Source organism: Vibrio sp. 14G-20, from assembly GCF_026241515.1.
Classification (GTDB): Bacteria; Pseudomonadota; Gammaproteobacteria; order Enterobacterales; family Vibrionaceae; genus Vibrio.
On record NZ_JAPHPW010000001.1, the window covers coordinates 155,112 to 175,314 of the forward strand.

The window sequence follows — 20,203 nt, forward strand, 5'->3', positions numbered from 1 at the left end:
ATCTATGGGCATTCTTGAAAAAGACATTCAGGCGCAACTCCACCAGCTGAAATCTCAGTTGGAGCAGGTCCGTTTGACGCAAAGAGACACCTCGTTCAAATTTATTCGAGAACAGAAAGTTCTAAAACGTATCGTCACATCTTTAAGTGATGCATGTGTTGGCAGTAACAGCCATTTAGATGAAAACCTCATTGCCCTTAGGGAAGAGCTAGAAAAGCAAAAAGACATTAGCTCAATGATCCCAAAGCTGGCAGTATTAGAAAGGATGCTTAAGCAGAAAACGTTGGCTATGGATAAACAGAACGGATATCTGGACGATAGCATTAAGCACAGTGGGGAAACGCTGCAACGCATCACTGGTTTACCAGCGCAGTTGAAACGCGACCTACGAAACTTACTTAGCTTCTCCGAATGCAATGGCAGTCAGAAAGTCGACCATGCCATGAAACTTCTCGGTATTTATGAGCGTGCCATAAAGATTATGGCGAATAACTCGCGCACTCATTTTGCCGACGCTGCGCAGTCTCCAGAGCAAGAACTCCTTTCCGACCTATCAAACGAATTACAACATCTGATCACTGAACTCGACTTCGAGGGTGAATCGGGTGATCTGCTTACCGATATTCGAGCAAAGCTACTACTTGGTGTTTCAACACAAAACCTACTTGAGCTGACACTGCAAATTCTCAAATTGGTCATTGAAGGCACCAATCTAGAGCGTAAAAAGTCTGAACAGTTTATTGATCAGCTGAACTCTTCACTCGCGTCTAGCATCAAAACCGCAGACCAAAATGCCGACCAGAGCCAAAGCTACTTTGAGCACCGCCAAGGTCTGAATTCAGAATTGAATGAGTTAGTTTCTAAAAGCCAAAGCTCAGTGGATAAAGCCACAGACATCGATAGCTTAAAGATGTCGATTAATCCCCTACTCAGTGAAATCGCCTCGCTTTCAGAAAGACTGAATCACGCAGAGCAGAAAGAACAAGCTCTAATAGAGAGAATGAGTTACGGAAAGACTCAGTTAGACTCGCTCTATGAAGTGACCCAAGATTATCGTAAGCGCTTGGAAGATCAGGCTCAGCGTATGCTGCTTGACCCTCTAACGAAGGTGTACAACCGCACTGCTTTTACAGATCGCTTAGAACTGGAATACCGCCGCTGGATTCGCGCGCAGCACTCACTGCGTGTGGTACTTCTAGACATTGATAACTTCAAAGCCATTAACGATAGCTTTGGTTATACGGCAGGCGACAAGGCACTCAAGATCATCGCGAGAACCATCACCAAAGAAACCGGCACCACAGATACTGTGGCTCGCTTTTCTGGTGAAGAGTTTATCTTGTTGCTACCCGAACAAACCGATGAATATTGCCATCAGGTGATTCAAAACATCCAGACTCAAGTTAGCCGCTTACCGTTTAAGTTCCGTGACCAACAAATCACGATTACCTTATGTGCTGCGAGTACTCAATTTAAAGAATCAGATACACCTGAAGAAGTGCTAGAGCGACTCAATAAGACGCTAAATAAAGCAAAACAGCGCGGTACTAACCAACTGGTTTGGAACTAGACCTTTCCTAGGTTTAATTTATTTCATTTTTTCAAATACTTATCACATACCATTTCCCTCAATGTTTGCTAAGCTAATGATTAACATTCGCTTAACAAGCATTCTTGGCAAGCAATGCTGTAAAGTCGCTCTTAAACCAATGTATAGTCGCTCTTAAGCCAATGCATATGAGCTATTAAGCAAGTTTACAAAAGCCATTAAGCAACGCTGTCGTATCCGTTTCGTCTGGTTAACTCTCTCACCCTTAACCAAACACTTTCAACGTTTGCTTCTCACTCTCGAGCCAGAGGGTCACTTCAACGTCCCCTGCTCTTTTCAACAAGGAGGCACTATGATCACTCATATCAGCCCTGCCGGTAGCATGGATTTACTCTCTCAACTTGAGGTTGAGCGTCTTAAGAAAACCGCGTCTAGTGATCTGTACCAACTGTATCGTAACTGTACGTTAGCGGTACTCAACTCAGGTAGCCACACCGACAACTCTAAAGAGTTGCTCGACAAGTATCTGTCGTTCGATGTCGAAGTCGTTCGCCGTGAGCGTGGTATCAAGCTCGAACTGAGCAACCCACCTGAGCATGCCTTTGTCGATGGTGAAATCATCAAGGGCATCCAAGAACACCTATTCTCAGTGTTGCGTGACATTGTTTACGTCAACATGCACTTGGCCGATAACCAAAGGCTCAACCTCACCAACGCCACTCACATCACCAACTTAGTATTTGGTATTTTGAGAAACGCAGGTGCGCTGACGCCGGGCATCGAGCCTAACCTGATTGTATGTTGGGGTGGTCACTCTATTAATGCCAACGAGTACCAATACACTCGTGAAGTAGGTAATGAACTCGGCCTACGCGAACTGAACATCTGTACGGGTTGTGGACCGGGTGCGATGGAAGGCCCAATGAAAGGGGCTGCCATTGGTCACGCAAAACAGCGTTACACCGATCATCGTTACTTAGGGCTAACAGAGCCTTCAATCATTGCTGCTGAGCCACCAAACCCAATCGTGAACGAGCTAGTGATTATGCCAGACATCGAGAAGCGTCTTGAGGCGTTTGTTCGTATGGCGCATGGCATCATCATTTTCCCTGGTGGCCCCGGGACGGCTGAAGAGCTGCTGTACATCTTAGGGATCATGATGCACCCGAATAACGCCGAGCAACCAATGCCGATTGTGTTAACGGGCTCGAAAGAGAGCGAAGCTTACTTCCGTTCGATTGATAAGTTCATTGGTGAAACCTTAGGTCCTGATGCACAAAAACACTATGAGATCGTGATTGATGACCCAGCACGCGCTGCGAAGATCATGAAGCAAGCGATGCCAGATGTGCGCTCTCACCGTAAAGAGACCGGCGATGCCTACAGCTACAACTGGTCACTGCATATTGAACCTGAGTTCCAATTGCCATTCGACCCGACTCATGAGTCTATGGCGGCACTCGACCTGCACATGGACCAAAAAACAGAGAGCCTAGCAGCGAATTTACGTAAAGCGTTCTCTGGCATAGTGGCAGGTAACGTCAAAGCTGAAGGTATTCTAGAAATAGAAAAACATGGCCCATTCATCATCGATGGCGACAAAGAGCTGATGACCAAAATGGACCAACTGCTGAATGACTTTGTTGAACAGCATCGAATGAAACTGCCGGGCGGTACGGACTATGTGCCTTGTTATAAAATTGCGCCGAGCGATTAGTTACACTCACTCATTGCAACCAAGTCACAGATAACCAATTGGCAGGCATAAAGTTAATCAGGTTATGACGTTTACGTTGCTAACGTTTCAACTCACCAAGTGATACGTTACTATAAGGGGCTAGCAGCCCCTTTTTTATTGCCTATTTAGTGGAAACTTATGTCTATCCATCTTGTTATCATCGATGCCTTAAACCTCATCCGACGCGTGCACTCTGTTCAGCCGGATCCAACCGATATAGCAAGAACCATCACCACGACAACTCGTACTCTCAATAAAATCCTTTCTGAGTCTAAGCCAACCCACATCATCGCAGTGTTTGATCATCACTTACAAGATCGAGGCTGGCGCGCTGAAGTACTTCCTGCCTATAAGCAGAATCGTAAACCGATGCCAGAACCACTGATGCAGGGCCTTGATGCGATACAACAAGCTTGGTGGGAATTAGGTATCGATTCACTACTATCAGATGGCGATGAGGCGGATGATCTAGTCGCAACATTGGCAAAGAAAGTGGCCGACCACGGAGAAACCGTCACCATCATTTCGACGGATAAAGGCTACTGCCAACTGCTATCACCTACCCTGCAGATCCGTGATTACTTCCAACATCGATGGTTGGATAAACCCTTTATCGAAGCTGAGTTTGGCGTAAAGCCTGAACAACTTGCTGATTACTGGGGCTTAACGGGTGTGAGCTCTAGCCAAGTGCCGGGGATTCCAGGTGTCGGCCCGAAAGCGGCAAAAGAGATACTAACCACCTACCCTGATATTGAAACCGCCTATCAAGCAGAAGACCTGCCGAAGAAATATCGCAAGAAGTTCGATGAACATATCGAATCAGCTCGCTTGTGTAAGCTGGTTTCGGCTCTGAAAACAGACATTGATTTAGGTTTTAACCTGCAAGACATTCGCTACGAAGCGAACGCTTAACTCTCATATACAAAGCCCTATTATAACGAACGTCTCTTATACAGAGCTTCAGATACAGAAAAGCCTTAGTCGACACTAAGGCTTTTTGTTATTTACGGCGACCGCCTAAGCGAACTTAATCGGATGATTAGAAGTTATAAGCGATAGAAGCTTTGAAGTTACGACCCGCTTCGTAGCTGGTGTACTTATCAGAGCCCCAAGAGATACCAAAGCCAGTGTGCTCTGCATATTTCTTATCAAGTAGGTTATCGATACCGATGTTCATCTCTAGGTCTTTAGCAAACCTAGGAGTGTAAGCCGCCCAAATGTTGTGTGTTGCAAAACCAGCACGCTTCACTTGTTCACCCTTTTCATCCGTGTAGTCATTACCCGGAACGAATCGAGAATCCCAACCAAACACAAACTCACTGTTTAGGCTGTAGTTGAAGCCCGCTTTGAAGTTGTGAATGCCTGTTTTGCTCATATGACTAGTCTTGCCATTTTCTAGATCTTTCTGGTCACCGTCTGAGTATGAGTGGTTCGCGTATACGCTCAGAGAATCTAGCTCGTAGCTCAATACTGTTTCCACACCCCACACTTCAACATCATACTGGTTTGCCAGTGTTGAGTTGTTCTTGGTTGGGTGCATTTGGTTATCAAGGTTGTAGGTGTAAGCCGTGAAACCTAGGATAGCGTAGTCAGCAGCAAGCAAGCGCGTCAGCTCGTAATCAAAGCCCGCTTCGTAGTTGTTACCCGTCATCGCCTTAGTATCAGACTGGTTAACATCAGGTGCAGCTTTCATCGTGAGTGCTTCTGGCAATGATGCACCTTTGAACAGACGGCCATAGCCGACACGCAGTTTTAGGTTATCCGTCGTTTGGTATTCACCTTTGAATTTCGGAGACAGCTGGTCGAAATCACCATCGTAAACACCACCAAGTTTATGAACGTCGTAACGCAAACCTGTTGTTAAACGGAAATCGCTGAACTCATACATATCTTGTAGGTAAAGACCGTAAGCCGTCACCGTACCGCCATCCATACCGTACTTCTTGGTTTCACCTTGCTTAGAACCGCTTTGGTAAACACCGTCACCCGCATCAATCCACTGCTCTGCCTTATAACCATCAAGACCGTAAGTCAGCTCATGCTCGCCAACCCAAGAGATATTACGGATGTCACCACCAATGGTCGTCACATTGTATTCGCGATCAGGAATAGCAATTGTGCCATCTTTAATCCAGTTACCGTTCGCGTCTTTATCCCAAGCAGTATCAACAAGCGCATCACGCTCCATGTACTGGCGGTTGTAGTAGATATTGGTTTTCAGATGTACCAAATCGCTACCTGCGTCGTATTCGTGCTGCAGAGTCACAGTATCGCGGTTGAGCGAGTGGTAGTTGTGTTCATCATCAGCATACAGAGCACCTGCCTTCTCACCTGACAATTGGCGCTTACCGCCATCGTTGTATCGGTTGAAAGTCAGCTTGAATTCGTTGGCATCGTTCGGGATGAAAACAACCTTAGCCAAACCTGATTTCAGTTCGCCCTGCTTAGACGTTACCGCTTCCTGATCTGGGATATGCAGATCGCCATCTTCTGAGTAGTTTGCGATACCCATGAACTGCAGCTTGTCGTTCACTTTTGCATACACAGCAACGTTGGTTGCGAAACGTTCGTAAGCGGTTTGGTAGCTGGTTTTAACTCGAGCACCAATGCTTTCACCTGGTTTAAGAAGGTCGCTTGGATCTTTAGTCTCGTAGCTAAACGAACCGTTAATCGCACCAGAACCCGACAGCGCAGAGTTACCGCCTAGTTCAATTTCAGCACGCTTAAGCATGGCTGGGTCAATCGCTTGGTCACCAGAGTGGTGGAACAGCTGACCTTCTTGACGCGCACCATCAATGGTCACTACGGCAAATTTGTCTTCCATACCACGTACATACACTTTACGAGAGTAACGTGCGTTTCCGTCTACCGTCACACTTGGCATGGTGTTCAGAACATCTTTGATGTCCGATGCTTGTTTCTTTTCAAGCGTGTCAGAGTTGATTTCAGTTTGAACAAGTTGGTCAAGTGCAGAACCGATAACAACAACGGTTTCTTGTTCGTCAGCAGCAAGCGCTGTAAATGAAGTTAAGGCAACCGTAACGGCCACTGATAGTGCTTTAAGTTTCATATTCTGTTTTTATGTTTTATAGATTCGAGTGAGGAGGCGTGAATATTACACAGTTTGAATGATAATTCTTATCATTTACATTCTTTACTTACGTTCCCTTACTTTTAATAAAACAGAATTCGATTAGGATGTTCTGGCTGTAAAACTTACTTCGTTTTGCTGCTGAATCTTTGAATAAACCCTTCTTCGTATCACCCCTGAATTAGGTAGCCGTATGTCTCGATCACTTACGGCTTTTTTCATATCAAATCACCGCTGATATAGGGAATTTAACGATTTTCATGTCAGTTGTGTTGATAGTCATAACACCCATAGCTGACTCATGAGTGCGACTTTCCACAACATGTAACAATGGATTTAACTGAGCAATTGCCAAACTGCAGATACAAAAAATGCCCCTTAAAGGAGCATTTTCTTTATCTCGATACTGAGACTGGCACTAACGCAAATATTAGTGCGGTGAGATGTTTGAAAGCGACTGGATGTGAACCGTGATCTCTTCGCGATCGTGGTAAAGGTGCTTAGCTTGCATCTTGAACTTCACTTTGTTCTCAATAAGGAACACTTTTAGGTTCTCGATATCCTGCAGTACTTCATCGTAACGGCCTTTCATCGGCAGTTTCAGGTTAAATAGTGCTTCTTGCGCCCAACCTTTGATGATCCACTCACCCATAAGGTGTGCAACGCGAGCTGGCTTTTCAACCATGTCACAGATAATCCAAGTTACGTTCTTACGGTCTGGTTCGAATTTAAAACCATCTACCATGTGGTGCTTAATCTGACCGGTTTCCATTAGGCTGTCTGCCATCATGCCGTTATCAACACAGTGAACGAACATCGAACGCTTAACCAGTTGGTAAGTCCAACCGCCTGGACACGCGCCCAAATCAACACCCCACATACCCGAAGCCAGACGCTCATCCCACTCATCACGAGGAATGAATACGTGGAACGCTTCTTCTAACTTCAATGTAGAACGGCTTGGTGCATCTGATGGGAATTTCAGACGAGGAATACCCATGAAGAACTGCGAGTTGTTCGATGGGTAAGAGTAACCCACAAAGCAGTGACCCGGAGCGATGAAGCACAAGTGCAGTACTGGCTTCTTAGCGTTGTCCTTAGCCGTCATCAAGCCTTTGCCACGCATTGCTTGACGCATTGGCACGGTAAACTTACGGCAGAACTTCAATAGCTCTTTTGCTTCGTTAGTATCTGGCGTTTCGATACGAATATCGCCACAACGTGGGAAACCTTCTTTCTCAGAAAGCGCCTCAAGAATTGGAGAGATACGGTCATCGGTTGGCAGGTCTTTGATTTCAACCGCTACGGCTAGCATTTGACGAGCAAAGATCAGTGACTGGAAGTCGATCTCTTTGATCAATTTGTCCGCTTCACCTGCTTGGTAACATTCAAACAATACAAAGCCTGTATTGTTCTTTAGGCGAGGAAAACCAAACACTTCCAGTTGTGTTGCCTTGTCTTGAATTTCGCCAGCACATTCTTTTTCAAAACCAGAGCGACAATAAAGTAGTACGTGTTTCACTGAGTTACCTCTTTTATATTCAAAGCAGCGAAGGAGAAGACTCCCCAACCAATGATAAATAGTAGACCACCAAACGGTGTTATAGGGCCAAACCATTTTATTCCTGTCAGTGCTAGCCCATAAAGGCTGCCACTAAAACAAAGGATGCCGATGATAAAGCAAATTGCCGCAATGAAAAAATATTTTTGTGATTTAGCGCCAAGTTTCATCTGTAGCAGAGCACCACACGCCAATATCGCTAGAGTATGGATAAACTGGTACTGAACACCCGTCTCGAACACACCCAAAAGATACTCTGGCAAGATGGCTTTCAAACCGTGTGCAGCAAATGCCCCAAGCATCACAGCGATCGCACCAGAAATGCCTGCGAAAGTGAGTAAATACTTACTTTTCATTGAGCACCTCTTTGATAAACGCGGATAGCTTTTCAACGGTTAACGCGATGTTCTGTTGTTCCGTATAGCCAGAACTCTTGCGTGGCTTGAAGCTATGGTCGCCATCGGGAATAAATTCGACTCGAATTGAATCCGACAGATTGAAGTCAGCAAACTCTTCACGCTTACCAAAGGTATCGCGCTCGCCTTGTAAAATAAGACACGGCTTAGTTAACTCTGCGAGATGTTCGCCTTTGTACTTCTCTGGTTTACCCGGCGGATGGAAAGGAAAACCCAAACACGCCATCGCAGCCACTTTATCCAACTCAGATAGATGACTCGCCATGCGGCCTCCCATCGACTTACCACCAATCACAAGTTTGTCAGCATCGGTTTGTTCGATGATCTCTTGGTAGGCTTCAAGTAGCTTAGGGGCTCTGTCAGGTGGACGACGCTTGCCATCTTCAGCACGCTTGATCATGTAAGGAAAATTGAAACGAATCACTCGTATCCCTTTAAAGGCCACCCCTTTGGCTACCGACTGCATGAACTCGTGGTCCATGCCAGCACCCGCGCCGTGTGCGAAGATAAAGGTGATTGGGTTGTCTTCACCATCAATAATGATGTTATTCATCCAGCAAGTCCTCTTGTTCACTTTGTGCTTTAGCCAGCATCCAATCACGGAAGGTCGCGATTCGGCCCATGTCGGCTTGTTTCTCGTGACACACTACATAGAAGGCGTTCTTACTCACCAACACTTCATCAAACGGTGCTATCAAGCGACCCGCTTCTATTTCAGGTTGTGCGAGAACGTTGTTACCCAATGCGATGCCTTGGCCGTGAGCTGCTGCTTGAAGCACCATGGTTGAGTGACTGAAGATCGGCCCGTGGTTCACGTTAACCCCATCGATGCCATTTTGTTTAGCAAACTGTTTCCAATCTTTTCGAGAGGTGTCGTGCAATAGCGTATGGCATGCTAAATCACTTAGAGATTCTAATGGTTTTGTTCCTAGCAGCACTGAAGGAGAACAAAGCGGAATCAGATATTCTTGATACAGCTTGTCAGCTCTCAGACCCGACCAATTGCCTCGACCATAATAGATAGCAACGTCCACATCATCAGTTAGCGAGCCTTCATCCATATCCACGGCTTTGATTCGCACATCGATATCAGGTTCTTGCTGATTAAAGTCGGCAAGCCTTGGTACTAACCATTGAATAGCAAAACTTGGCGGTAAGCTGATGGTCAATGCACCCTTCTCACTTCGCTCAAGCACTTTGTCAGTGGCTTCAGCGAGTGATGTGAAAATATCTTTGATATCTAAGAAGTAGCTTTGCCCTTCTTCAGTTAGCAACAAAGAACGGTTTCTTCGACGAAAAAGCTTCAAAGATAAGAATTCTTCAAGTGCTTTGATCTGGTGGCTAACCGCAGCTTGAGTAACAAACAACTCTTCTGCAGCACGCGTAAAACTCAAGTGTCGAGCAGCGGCTTCAAACACTCTTAACGAGTTTAATGGGGGTAATCGACGAGACATAGTTACTCTCTAAATAAGCATTAGTTTTTTTTATCTGAAACATTATAATTTGTCCATTGCCTAGCGGCCAGAGAAATTCTATATTTCATTCCGCAGCAGCTAGCCTGAACGGCTTGATTCTCTCTAGAATCAATTGGCTTAGCTCCTGCGATGTTGTGTTTGCAAACTCGTACTTTTCGAGTTGGGTAGAGTTCTACCAAATGTTTTGTTGCAGTTATACCCTGAAACGAGGCATATACTTCCTGTATTTATTTTGACCTGTCTGTCAAATTTGTTTACACCGCCTATACGGCGGTGTTTTTTTATGCCCAGAGAAAAGTAACAACAAGTTTATCAATAGCTGTGCTAATTAATCCTTACTATTTTCTCACTCTAATCACAAAATTTAACGCCTACTTACGTAAACAATCATACGCATACAAATATAAGCACTTCATTGCGCATTTTGGTAACAACTCTCACCTGAACTCTCTTTATCACACAGCCTTGTTTTTACGACAAAAACCGCACGAGTGAGGCTATCAAACCACTTTATCGACGACAGAATAACAATCAACCGATAAATAAAAAGCCGCTTACTTTTCAGTAAGCGGCTTTTCGTATGTGTTCTCAGACCGAAGTCAACCATCAAAGACTAACTATGGACGGTAAACCTTAACGTTCTTGAAGCCTTGCTCTTGCAAGTAAAGTGCTTGCAGACGGCTCATAACGCCACGGTCACAGTACAGTAGGTACTCTTTACCTTGGTCAAGGTCACCAAACTGAGTCGCTAGCTTGTAGAAAGGTAGATGTTTCACTTCAACACCGTCGATTTCTAGAGGGCTTTCGTCTTCTTCGTCTGGGCTACGGATATCTAGAACGATAGCGTGGTCAGCAACAGCCTGAACTTGTTCAACTTCAGGCGCTTGTTCTTGACTCTCTTTCTCAATGTCACGGATATCCATAACACGAGCGTTCTCGATCACTTGATCCAGCACTTCAAAGTTAAACTTAGCTTCTTCTGCTTCTAGTTTACCTTTCTTCGCTTTTACTGTTGGCTTCTTAGAGATAACACCACAGTACTCTGGCATTACTTTCGCGAAGTCTTCAGTACCGATGATACGAGAAAGATCGATGATGTCTTCTTTGTCCCAGTTGATAAGCGGACGAAGGATCAGCGTATCCGTTACGTTGTCGATGTGACGCAGGTTAGTTAGCGTTTGGCTTGATACCTGACCTAGTGCTTCACCAGTAACCAATGCTTCGATCTTGAACTTGTCTGCAACCATACCACCAGCACGCATGAACATACGCTTAAGAACAACGCCCATTTGGCCGTCTTCTACGTTCTCAAGGATCTCAGCAACAACCGGTTCGAAGTCTACAGAGATGAACTTCACTTTTGCAGATGAACCGTATTTGTTCCATAGGTAGTGAGCCACTTGCTTAACGCCAATCTCATGCGCAGGGCCACCAAGATTGAAGAAACAGTAGTGAACCTTAGAACCGCGTTTGATGTGCAGGTAGCTTGAAACGCCAGAATCGAAACCGCCAGAGATCAAGCTTAGTAGGTCTTCTTGAGTACCAAGAGGGAAACCACCAAGGCCTTTGTGACGAGCCAGTACTTGGTTAAGTTTGTCGTTAGCCACTTCAACCTTAACGGTTACGTCTGGGTTCTTAAGTCGAACTTTCGCTGACTCAACGGCTTGGTTTAGACCGCCGCCTACGTAGCGCTCTAGCTCGATAGACGTAAAGTCATGCTTACCACGACGCTTAGCACGAACAGAGAAAGTCTTGCCTTCAATATCAGCACGGCTGCGTTCTAGTACTTGCTCGTAAATATCGTGCAAGTCTTTGAATTCAGACTGTTGAACTTCAAGAGAGTGGTGAATACCCGGAGTGTGAGTCAGTGCCTCTAACACTTCTGTGTAGTACTGGTCACTCTCAGACGTCACTTCGATATGGTCGCGACGGTTGAATACCGCAACACTTTCACAGCGACGCTGAATAACGTTACGAATGTTGCACTCTAGAATCCTTGTGAAGCGCTTACGCACCGATTCACTTTTTACAAAAATTTCCGGATGGGGCTTAACAATAAATTTCATAGTACTTTCACAACATTAATGTTCAAAATTTTTAAAAGGCTCTTCGCCAAGTAAATTAGAGAATTTACACAGCACTTGAAGCAAGAGTAGATCATATCTAAATCTAAGGGCGCGAATTATACATGAGAAAGTGAAACAAGGAAAAGAGTGCTTGCTTGGGCACCAGTAATAAATACGCACCTTATTAAAAATAGCACCTCTGCTCGCTATCGACAGTTTGATGGATGTACAACGCAATGATCAGCTAAGAACTAACGGACCAAAGAAAAAGCCCAACCTCATCATAAGGTTGGGCTTTCTGGTCTATTTAATCACTCGATATAACTCAGATCTCGATACTATTGAGAGATAGCTGGGACTTCTTCACTGTATAGCGGCTCACCCTGCATGATGCTGATCTCTACGCGGCGGTTTAGACTGCGTTGCCATTCAGTATCGTTTGGCTCTACTGGCTCAGTGTCGGCCATGCCACGTACTCTCAAACGTTGATGAGAGAATCCACGAACCTTTTCCATCTCTTGAGCAACAGATACGGCTCGCTGAGATGACAGATCCCAATTAGAACGATACAGCTCAGAATCAAGACGTTGGTTATCGGTGTGCCCTGAGATTCGAACAATACCCGGAACATCTTTAACCAGTTCAGCCACCTGTCTAACCAAAGGTCGGAACTTAGGCTGTAAGAAAGCAGAACCCGATGGGAATGCACCCTTCTCACGAATTCGAATCACAATCTGTTGGCCAAGGTTTTCCACCTCAATCGCGCCTTGGTCGATTTCTCTTTCCAACGCCTTCTTGATGCTTTCCATCAAGGTTTCCATCTCTTGCGATTGAGCTTCAGCTTGTTGTTGCTGTTGGTCTGACTCAGAGTTTTGATTGTCATGAGTCGAAACCTCTGGCGACTTGCCTCCGGTCATCTTGCCTTGGTCACGCATGGTGCCGCCAGCACGCTCAGATTCGCCTTCATGAAATTCCAGCGTCTGCTGTGTAATATCAATGGTTTGTTGCATGATCACATCAATCGGTGTCGGCTCTGGACGACCAGGACGAAACTCTTGTGCAATGATGCTGGTCCCTTTCGGGATGTCTTTCACTTCTAAGCGGTTTTGTACACCAAACGCAAACTTCATCGAACCCGCAATCTGTTTGAACTTCAGTACGTCCATCTCAGAAAATGAGAGCAGCAGCACGAAGAAACACATCAGCAGTGACATCAAGTCAGCAAATGTCCCCATCCATTGAGGCAACCCCGGAGGAGGACATTTACATGGATTCTCTTCATCCATCTTAAACTCCTCTTACGCCGGTTCACCATCAATCGTACGCTTACCTTCGTTGAGGTAGCTCTTGAGGTAACCATCAATAACTCGTGGGTTCTGGCCATCTTGAATCGCCAATACGCCATCCATCACCAAGCGACGGTTGAGTGTCTCTTGGTCACGACGCAGCGCAAGTTTGTCGGCAATTGGAAAGAACACCATGTTCGAAAGAATCGCACCATATAGGGTGGTTAAAAGTGCCACCGCCATCGCAGGACCGATCGCTTTAGGATCATCCATGTTCGAAAGCATGGCTACCAAACCAACCAAGGTACCAATCATACCCATTGCTGGGGCCACATCACCGAATGCAGAGAACACTTTCGCGCCCTGCTCGTGACGTTCTGTCGTTAATGCGATGTCTTTTTGCAGTGCAGCACGCACTACATCACCATCATGGCCATCCACCAATAAGTCGATGCCCTTTTGCATAAAGCTGTTGCTGATTTCCATCTCTTCAAGTGCTAAGAAGCCACCTTTACGAGCAGCGTCTGCCATCTCAACCACTTTTGCTATCAGATCTTCAGGCTCATCAGCTTTAAACATAAATGCTTTGCCGGCAATTTTGGTCGCGCCGAAGAACTGTCCCATGGTGAACTTCATTAGAACAACAAATGTTGAACCACCAACCACGATCAAAATGGATGTCGTGTCATAGAACATCCCGAGGCTTCCACCTAGGATCATTGCCATGATTACAAAGGCAAATCCACCAATCAAACCTATTAGGGTTGCTAAATCCACTGAGCACTCCTCATGCTTTTTTGTAGCTCTATGTCGACGATAATCTTTTTATCGGCAAGACTATAAGATCTTTTAGTAAATTCTTGGCCTAAGTATCACACTTTTGGTTTTTGAATCACAACTATTACCCGCTTTGCTCTTATCAGCCAGTCATAAACTCGATAAAGGTGAGGTTATTCGATGAAAGTGGCTTGAAGCCTCTTAAAAACGAACTTTCTAGCAAAATTTATTGGTTACATTTGACCATATCAGCGGCCTAGGGTAACGTTCGTTCATCTTTCCAAACGCAGATTTATTATGGCTACTAAGAAACCTGAAAATATGAGCTTTGAAGCAGCAATCGAAGAGCTTGATGGCTTGGTTGATCAACTAGAAAATGGTGATCTAGCTTTAGATGATGCGCTGAAAAAATTCGAACGAGGCATCTCCCTCGCTCGTGCTGGTCAAAGTAAACTAAACGATGCTGAACAACGTGTTAGCATCCTACTGCAAAATGATGAAAATGCAGAGCTGAGTGACTTTAACCCACAACCTGAATAACGAATTGTATGAGATCCCCTATGATCGAGACTTTATTGTCTTATCAAGCACGTAATAACGAGCAATTGAACCTTTGGCTTGATCGCCTACCACACCAAAATCAGAATCTTATCAACGCAATGCGTTATGGATTACTTTTAGGCGGTAAACGCGCACGTCCATTTCTTGTCTACATTACAGGGGACATGCTCGGTTGTACCGCTGAAGAGCTCGATACTCCAGCCTCTGCAGTCGAATGTATTCATGCCTATTCTCTGATTCACGACGACCTTCCAGCAATGGATGACGACGAACTGCGTCGTGGGCATCAGACTTGTCACATCAAATACGATGAAGCGACAGCAATTTTAACCGGCGATGCACTACAAACTCTCGCGTTTACTATACTTGCGGAAGGCACATTAAGTGCTGACGGGGAAAGCAATCGCGTTCGAATGATTCAACGCCTAGCTGAAGCCTCAGGTGCGCAAGGTATGTGTATTGGTCAGGCGCTTGATATTGAAGCAGAAAACCGCGCTGTCACACTAGAAGAACTGGAAGAAGTTCACCGCAATAAAACGGGCGCTCTAATGAAGAGTGCGATTCGTTTAGGTGCACTGGCTGCTGGTGAGAAAGCGTTTGAAGTACTACCTCAATTAGACAAGTACGCCGATGCCATCGGGTTAGCCTTCCAAGTTCAAGACGATATTTTAGATATCACTAGCGACACTGAAACGTTGGGTAAACCACAGGGCTCTGACCAAGATTTGAACAAAAGCACCTACCCTTCTTTGTTAGGTTTAGATGGCGCTCAAGAAAAAGCGCAATCTCTGCTACAGGAAGCGCTTCAAGCTTTGGCTGCAATCCCATACAATACCCAGTTACTCGAAGAGTTCGCCCGATACGTCATCGAGCGCAAGAACTAAGACAATAAGCGCGCATTACCTATGACTCTTGATATATCAAAGTACCCAACTCTTGCTTTGGCTGATAAGCCAGAGGATTTGCGTCTTCTTCCGAAAGAGACGCTAACACAGCTTTGTGATGAATTACGCACCTATCTTCTTAACTCAGTGAGCCAGTCAAGTGGTCACTTAGCGTCAGGCTTAGGTACGGTAGAGCTAACAGTGGCTCTGCACTATGTGTACAACACGCCTTTTGACCAATTGGTTTGGGATGTTGGCCACCAAGCATACCCGCACAAGATTCTTACTGGTCGTCGTGACCGCTTGTCGACCATCCGTCAAAAAGATGGACTGCACCCATTCCCATGGCGTGAAGAAAGCGAATACGACACGCTTTCTGTTGGTCACTCTTCGACATCGATCAGTGCTGCTCTCGGCATGGCAATCAGTGCTAAGAAAGAAGGCAAGAATCGTAAAGTCGTTAGTGTGATTGGTGATGGCGCGATTACTGCGGGTATGGCTTTCGAAGCCATGAACCACGCGGGCGATATTCACAATGACATGCTGGTTATCCTTAACGATAACGAGATGTCGATCTCTGAAAACGTAGGTGCTCTGAACAACCACCTAGCTCAAGTTCTTTCTGGCAGTCTTTACACGTCTATTCGTGAGGGCGGCAAGAAAGTGCTATCTGGCGTTCCGCCGATTAAAGAGCTCGTTCGTCGTACAGAAGAACACCTAAAAGGCATGGTTGTTCCCGGTACCATGTTTGAAGAGTTAGGCTTTAACTACATTGGTCCGGTTGACGGTCACGATGTGAATGAGCTGATTAAAACGCTGAAGAACATGAGAGACCTTAAAGGCCCTCAGTTCCTGCATATCATGACCAAGAAGGGCAAAGGCTACGAGCCAGCAGAGAAAGATCCAATTGGCTACCACGGTGTACCTAAGTTCGATCCTGCACACTCAAGTCTGCCTAAGAGCACCAGCTCTAAACCAACTTTCTCTAAGATTTTTGGCGACTTCCTGTGTGATATGGCCGCGCAAGATCCTAAGCTAATGGCGATCACGCCAGCAATGCGTGAAGGTTCTGGCATGGTTCGTTTCTCGAAAGAATACCCAGAGCAATACTTCGATGTTGCAATTGCAGAGCAGCATGCTGTAACACTAGCAACTGGTATGGCGATTGCGGGTGATAAGCCGATTGTGGCTATCTACTCGACGTTCCTGCAGCGTGGCTACGATCAACTGATCCACGATGTGGCAATCATGGACCTACCGGTGATGTTCGCGATTGACCGTGCAGGTCTTGTTGGCGCCGATGGTCAAACTCACCAAGGTGCGTTCGATCTAAGCTTCATGCGTTGTATTCCAAACATGGTGATCATGGCACCAAGTGACGAAAACGAATGTCGCCAAATGCTATACACAGGCCACCAACACACAGGTCCAAGTGCCGTTCGTTACCCACGTGGTAATGGCATGGGTACTGAGATCCAAAGTGAGTTTACTGCGCTTGAGATTGGTAAAGGTCGTATCGTTCGCGAAAATGCGAAAGCAAAAGATGGTTCGAAAGTCGCAATCCTAAGCTTTGGTACTTTCCTAGAAAGTGCACTTCAAACCGCTGACTCTATCGATGCGACAGTTGCAGACATGCGTTTTGTGAAGCCGCTAGACGAAGCTCTGATCAAACAACTTGCTGCTGACCACGATGTACTGGTTACTATCGAAGAAAACGCAATCGCAGGTGGTGCGGGTGCGGGTGTGATTGAATTCTTGATGCAAGAGAAGCTGCTAATGCCAGTGTTGAACCTTGGTCTGCCAGACAAGTTTATTGCTCAAGGTACTCAAGGCGAGCTGCATGAAGAGCTTGGCTTAGATGCGAAAGGCATAGAGAAGTCTATCTCTGACTACCTTGCTAAATAGCTTTCACCAGCAAACAGCATAAGCTACAAAACAAAAAAGGTTGGCCCTAGGGTCAACCTTTTAAGTATCCGTTACGTAGCTTGGTGTATCGCCAACTAAACCTTAACCCTTCAGTAAACTCACACTAACCAACCTGCGAAGTGTGCCACGGCATACAGCGAAATCGCCGCCATAATACCCGCTACAATATCATCAATCATGATACCTAAGCCGCCGTGAACTCGCTTGTCTAACCAACCAATTGGCCAAGGCTTTACCATATCGAAAAAACGAAACAGAACAAAGCCAGCGAATAGCCATTTCCAATCATTAACAGGAATACCCAACAACGGCACTAGGCCCATGGTGATCCAAAAGCCCGCAAACTCATCCCAAACGATAGAACCGTGATCATGCACACCCATATCATCAGACGTTATTTGGCAGATCTTAATACCAATAATGCAGCTTACCACCACCACGGCAACGTAAGCAGGAAACGGTAACTGAACCAACAATAGGTACAACGGAATAGACGCGAGCGTGCCCATTGTGCCGGGAATAATAGGCGATAAGCCACTGCCAAAACCCGTTGCTAATAAGTGCCAAGGGTTTTTTAGAGAGATTGCAGATAGTGGGTTTGTCATCAATTAACCTTAAAGTGATCGTAACCAGTTAAGTTCCAGCTTAGTGGTTCACCATTATTGTGTAATTCAAAATATTCTACAGGTCTTATCTGGCCAATGCAGGTGACTTTTGTACCAGTGTGTGACAAAGCACTTTCCAACGACCCTTTATTCTCTTCTGGTACAGTAAAGCACAGTTCGTACTCTTCACCACTCGTTAGCGCATACTGCTGAGCTGAAATGATATCAGGAGCGAACTGACGTAATTCTGCAGAGATAGGCAGCGTGCTTACATCAATACTCGCACCAACTTGAGAACGCTTAAGGATATGTTTTAAATCAGCAATCACACCATCAGAGATATCAATGGCAGACGAAGCAAGGTTTACCAATGCTTGGCCAGCCAAAACTCGTGGAGTGCTCAGGTAGTGCCTCTCTTCAAGCTCTAACGCATAAGGCTTAGCTTTGTTCTGTTCAGGGTCTAATATCACCTCTAGTCCTGCTTTGCTGTCGCCTAAGTTGCCCGTTACGTAAATCCAGTCGCCCACTTTCGCGCCATCTCTGCGCAGCGCTCGTCCTTCAGGAACAAAGCCCTGTACCGTCAGTGTCAGGCTTAGTGGGCCTTTGGTGGTGTCACCACCAATTAACTGAATACCAAAGTAGTCTGCGAGTTTAAAAAAGGAGTCACAGAAAGGATCAAGCCATGCTTCATCGATTTCAGGCACGGTTAAAGCAAATGACACCCAAGCAGGCGTCGCGCCCATTGCAGCAAGGTCACTGATATTGGAAGCCAACGCCTTGTGTGCCACCCAAGCCGGATTCGCTTCCGCTAAGAAATGGGTACCAGCTACTAAGGTGTCCGTGCTGATCGCTATCTCAACATTGCCCGGCGCTTTGACCAAAGCACAGTCATCGCCAGCAGCCAGAAGTACGTCTTTACGTTGTGGTTGTCGATTTACAAAATATTTTTCAATCAGGTTAAATTCGCCAGACATCACATGCCCTATCTTTAGTCTCATAAAAATCGCCGTAATCATGGATATTACGGGAATTTAGTTACAAAAAAGGCCAGCATAAAAGCTGACCTTTAGATTCAATATACGAACGTCTTATTTCTTACGAACGTGCGGTGCAGCTTTATCAAGCACACCGTTAACAAACTTATGGCTGTCTTCTGCTGCAAATACTTTTGCAAGCTCGATAGCTTCGTTGATAACCACTTTGTATGGTACATCTTCGCGACGAGTCATCTCGTACATAGCTAAACGTAGAAGCGCTAGTTCCATCAGATCCAGATCTTGCATAGGGCGAGATACGAATGGACGAAGCTTGCTATCAAGTTCCATGTGGCTAAGAGCAACACCAGTTAGTAGGTCGCGGAAGTATGCAACGTCTGTTTCTGGCATAGCAAGTGCAGGTTCTGCAGCATGATGCTCTTCTTCATCATACTTACCACCAGATAAGAACTGTTCTTCAACGGTAGCAATATTTTCTTTAGTAATTTGCCAAGAATAAATTGCTTGTAGAGCAAATTGACGTGCGTTACGACGTGCGGCTGGTTTCACACTGGCCCCCATTAGGAATCGATTTCAGAAAGAACGTTGATCATCTCAAGTGCGCTAAGTGCTGCTTCTGCACCCTTATTACCAGCCTTGGTTCCTGCGCGTTCAATAGCTTGATCGATCGTATCAACAGTAAGAACACCAAACGCTACTGGAAGAGAAAATTCCAGAGACACTTGTGCCAAACCTTTATTACATTCACTACAAACATAGTCAAAGTGAGGTGTACCGCCACGGATTACTGTACCAAGAGATACAATCGCATCGAACTTACCCGTTTTTGCAACGCGCTGCGCTACAAGTGGAAGTTCTACTGCACCAGGGCAACGAACAACAGTGATGTTGTCTTCGCTTACTTGTCCATGACGCTTTAAAGTATCGATTGCACCAGAAAGTAAACTTTCGTTAATAAAACTGTTGAAACGAGCAATAACGATAGCAATTTTTGCATTTGGCGCTGGGAAGCCACCCTCGATCACTTTCATAAGCCTTCCTTTAACTATTTTCATCAAGTGAGAATCGCCGGATTCTAGCACAAAACTGTGAGCAATATCTAATGCTAATTTAGAAGAACGGACACCGGAGATGTAAAGATGATAACGCAGCGTTGCTCCCAACCGTATGGGAACAACAAGTCGCTAAGCTCACGTGTTTAACACGCTGTAAGTCTGGCTTAGCGACTTTGCTCTTTTGGCCAGATTGGTTACCAAAAGAACTATCGGCATCA

General features: G+C 45.6%; 18 protein-coding genes. 6 read left to right on the forward strand and 12 right to left on the reverse strand.

Annotated elements, in window-relative coordinates; all coding sequences use genetic code 11:
- Positions 1 to 4 precede the first annotated feature (4 nt).
- The 3 genes from OQJ75_RS00750 to xni all read left to right on the forward strand — a co-directional run bounded on the left by OQJ75_RS00750 (position 5) and on the right by xni (position 4,199).
- Entirely contained in the window at positions 5 to 1,570 is a 1,566-nt protein-coding gene (locus OQJ75_RS00750; RefSeq protein WP_265970505.1) for a GGDEF domain-containing protein, read from the forward strand.
- 331 nt (positions 1,571 to 1,901) lie between these two features.
- Positions 1,902 to 3,266 (forward strand): nucleotide 5'-monophosphate nucleosidase PpnN, encoded by a 1,365-nt coding sequence (gene ppnN, locus OQJ75_RS00755; protein ID WP_265970506.1) that lies wholly within the window; start codon positions 1,902 to 1,904, stop codon positions 3,264 to 3,266.
- A gap of 159 nt (positions 3,267 to 3,425) precedes the next feature.
- A complete protein-coding gene (gene xni / locus OQJ75_RS00760) occupies positions 3,426 to 4,199 on the forward strand; it encodes a flap endonuclease Xni (RefSeq protein ID WP_265970507.1) in 774 nt (257 codons plus the stop codon).
- A 127-nt stretch (positions 4,200 to 4,326) separates the two neighbouring features.
- Here the strand turns inward: xni and OQJ75_RS00765 are convergent, their stop codons facing one another.
- From OQJ75_RS00765 to pomA, 8 genes are all read right to left on the reverse strand, one after another.
- Positions 4,327 to 6,357 (reverse strand): TonB-dependent receptor plug domain-containing protein, encoded by a 2,031-nt coding sequence (locus tag OQJ75_RS00765; RefSeq protein ID WP_265970508.1) that lies wholly within the window; start codon positions 6,355 to 6,357, stop codon positions 4,327 to 4,329.
- Positions 6,358 to 6,808: 451 nt separating this feature from the next.
- On the reverse strand, positions 6,809 to 7,900 hold the full coding sequence (gene rlmM / locus OQJ75_RS00770; protein ID WP_265970509.1) for a 23S rRNA (cytidine(2498)-2'-O)-methyltransferase RlmM: 1,092 nt from the start codon (positions 7,898 to 7,900) through the stop codon (positions 6,809 to 6,811).
- Positions 7,897 to 8,295 carry a DUF423 domain-containing protein gene (locus tag OQJ75_RS00775; RefSeq protein ID WP_017632369.1) on the reverse strand — a complete coding sequence of 133 codons (399 nt, stop codon included), beginning with the start codon at positions 8,293 to 8,295 and terminating at the stop codon, positions 7,897 to 7,899. Before OQJ75_RS00775 ends, rlmM begins: the two co-directional genes overlap by 4 nt.
- A complete protein-coding gene (locus OQJ75_RS00780) occupies positions 8,285 to 8,908 on the reverse strand; it encodes an alpha/beta fold hydrolase (RefSeq protein WP_265970510.1) in 624 nt (207 codons plus the stop codon). The genes OQJ75_RS00775 and OQJ75_RS00780 overlap by 11 nt, the downstream gene beginning before the upstream one ends.
- Complete coding sequence (locus OQJ75_RS00785; RefSeq protein ID WP_017080068.1) at positions 8,901 to 9,809, reverse strand: transcriptional regulator GcvA; 909 nt, start codon at positions 9,807 to 9,809, stop codon at positions 8,901 to 8,903. Before OQJ75_RS00785 ends, OQJ75_RS00780 begins: the two co-directional genes overlap by 8 nt.
- 638 nt (positions 9,810 to 10,447) lie before the next feature.
- The gene (thiI, locus tag OQJ75_RS00790; protein ID WP_176680324.1) at positions 10,448 to 11,896 is read right to left on the reverse strand and encodes a tRNA uracil 4-sulfurtransferase ThiI; all 1,449 of its coding nucleotides are present in this window, start codon (positions 11,894 to 11,896) and stop codon (positions 10,448 to 10,450) included.
- Positions 11,897 to 12,234: 338 nt separating this feature from the next.
- Complete coding sequence (locus tag OQJ75_RS00795; protein WP_017633412.1) at positions 12,235 to 13,182, reverse strand: flagellar motor protein MotB; 948 nt, start codon at positions 13,180 to 13,182, stop codon at positions 12,235 to 12,237.
- 12 nt (positions 13,183 to 13,194) lie between these two features.
- Positions 13,195 to 13,959 (reverse strand): flagellar motor protein PomA, encoded by a 765-nt coding sequence (pomA, locus tag OQJ75_RS00800; RefSeq protein ID WP_004734406.1) that lies wholly within the window; start codon positions 13,957 to 13,959, stop codon positions 13,195 to 13,197.
- A gap of 297 nt (positions 13,960 to 14,256) precedes the next feature.
- On the opposite strand from pomA, the gene xseB reads away from it, so the two are divergent.
- The 3 genes from xseB to dxs are packed head-to-tail and all read left to right on the forward strand — an operon-like array spanning position 14,257 to position 17,309.
- Positions 14,257 to 14,499 (forward strand): exodeoxyribonuclease VII small subunit, encoded by a 243-nt coding sequence (xseB, locus tag OQJ75_RS00805; RefSeq protein ID WP_004734405.1) that lies wholly within the window; start codon positions 14,257 to 14,259, stop codon positions 14,497 to 14,499.
- 20 nt (positions 14,500 to 14,519) lie between these two features.
- Positions 14,520 to 15,404 (forward strand): (2E,6E)-farnesyl diphosphate synthase, encoded by an 885-nt coding sequence (gene ispA, locus OQJ75_RS00810; protein WP_265970511.1) that lies wholly within the window; start codon positions 14,520 to 14,522, stop codon positions 15,402 to 15,404.
- Positions 15,405 to 15,425: 21 nt separating this feature from the next.
- Positions 15,426 to 17,309: a 1-deoxy-D-xylulose-5-phosphate synthase gene (gene dxs, locus OQJ75_RS00815; RefSeq protein ID WP_265970512.1), complete on the forward strand. Its 1,884-nt coding sequence runs from the start codon at positions 15,426 to 15,428 to the stop codon at positions 17,307 to 17,309.
- Positions 17,310 to 17,428: 119 nt separating this feature from the next.
- Here dxs and pgpA read toward each other — a convergent pair whose 3' ends face one another.
- The 4 genes from pgpA to ribE form a co-directional block, all read right to left on the reverse strand.
- Positions 17,429 to 17,935, reverse strand: coding sequence for a phosphatidylglycerophosphatase A (gene pgpA, locus OQJ75_RS00820; RefSeq protein ID WP_265970513.1), 507 nt, complete (start codon positions 17,933 to 17,935; stop codon positions 17,429 to 17,431).
- Positions 17,935 to 18,909, reverse strand: coding sequence for a thiamine-phosphate kinase (thiL, locus tag OQJ75_RS00825; protein ID WP_265970613.1), 975 nt, complete (start codon positions 18,907 to 18,909; stop codon positions 17,935 to 17,937). The genes pgpA and thiL overlap by 1 nt, the downstream gene beginning before the upstream one ends.
- A 114-nt stretch (positions 18,910 to 19,023) precedes the next feature.
- The gene (gene nusB / locus OQJ75_RS00830) at positions 19,024 to 19,491 is read right to left on the reverse strand and encodes a transcription antitermination factor NusB (RefSeq protein WP_004734399.1); all 468 of its coding nucleotides are present in this window, start codon (positions 19,489 to 19,491) and stop codon (positions 19,024 to 19,026) included.
- The gene (gene ribE / locus OQJ75_RS00835) at positions 19,491 to 19,961 is read right to left on the reverse strand and encodes a 6,7-dimethyl-8-ribityllumazine synthase (RefSeq protein ID WP_004734398.1); all 471 of its coding nucleotides are present in this window, start codon (positions 19,959 to 19,961) and stop codon (positions 19,491 to 19,493) included. Before ribE ends, nusB begins: the two co-directional genes overlap by 1 nt.
- Between the last annotated feature and the right edge of the window lie 242 nt (positions 19,962 to 20,203).

Bases quoted from the DNA above. Each gene is read 5' to 3' on its own strand.
- OQJ75_RS00765 (WP_265970508.1), bottom strand. From the start codon at position 6,357: ATGAAACTTAAAGCACTATCAGTGGCCGTTACGGTTGCCTTAACTTCA.
- ppnN (WP_265970506.1), top strand. From the start codon at position 1,902: ATGATCACTCATATCAGCCCTGCCGGTAGCATGGATTTACTCTCTCAA.
- dxs (WP_265970512.1), top strand. From the start codon at position 15,426: ATGACTCTTGATATATCAAAGTACCCAACTCTTGCTTTGGCTGATAAG.
- OQJ75_RS00795 (WP_017633412.1), bottom strand. From the start codon at position 13,182: ATGGATGAAGAGAATCCATGTAAATGTCCTCCTCCGGGGTTGCCTCAA.
- pgpA (WP_265970513.1), bottom strand. From the start codon at position 17,935: ATGACAAACCCACTATCTGCAATCTCTCTAAAAAACCCTTGGCACTTA.
- xseB (WP_004734405.1), top strand. From the start codon at position 14,257: ATGGCTACTAAGAAACCTGAAAATATGAGCTTTGAAGCAGCAATCGAA.
- ribE (WP_004734398.1), bottom strand. From the start codon at position 19,961: ATGAAAGTGATCGAGGGTGGCTTCCCAGCGCCAAATGCAAAAATTGCT.
- OQJ75_RS00750 (WP_265970505.1), top strand. From the start codon at position 5: ATGGGCATTCTTGAAAAAGACATTCAGGCGCAACTCCACCAGCTGAAA.
- OQJ75_RS00775 (WP_017632369.1), bottom strand. From the start codon at position 8,295: ATGAAAAGTAAGTATTTACTCACTTTCGCAGGCATTTCTGGTGCGATC.
- nusB (WP_004734399.1), bottom strand. From the start codon at position 19,491: ATGGGGGCCAGTGTGAAACCAGCCGCACGTCGTAACGCACGTCAATTT.
- OQJ75_RS00785 (WP_017080068.1), bottom strand. From the start codon at position 9,809: ATGTCTCGTCGATTACCCCCATTAAACTCGTTAAGAGTGTTTGAAGCC.
- thiI (WP_176680324.1), bottom strand. From the start codon at position 11,896: ATGAAATTTATTGTTAAGCCCCATCCGGAAATTTTTGTAAAAAGTGAA.
- thiL (WP_265970613.1), bottom strand. From the start codon at position 18,909: ATGTCTGGCGAATTTAACCTGATTGAAAAATATTTTGTAAATCGACAA.
- OQJ75_RS00780 (WP_265970510.1), bottom strand. From the start codon at position 8,908: ATGAATAACATCATTATTGATGGTGAAGACAACCCAATCACCTTTATC.
- ispA (WP_265970511.1), top strand. From the start codon at position 14,520: ATGATCGAGACTTTATTGTCTTATCAAGCACGTAATAACGAGCAATTG.
- xni (WP_265970507.1), top strand. From the start codon at position 3,426: ATGTCTATCCATCTTGTTATCATCGATGCCTTAAACCTCATCCGACGC.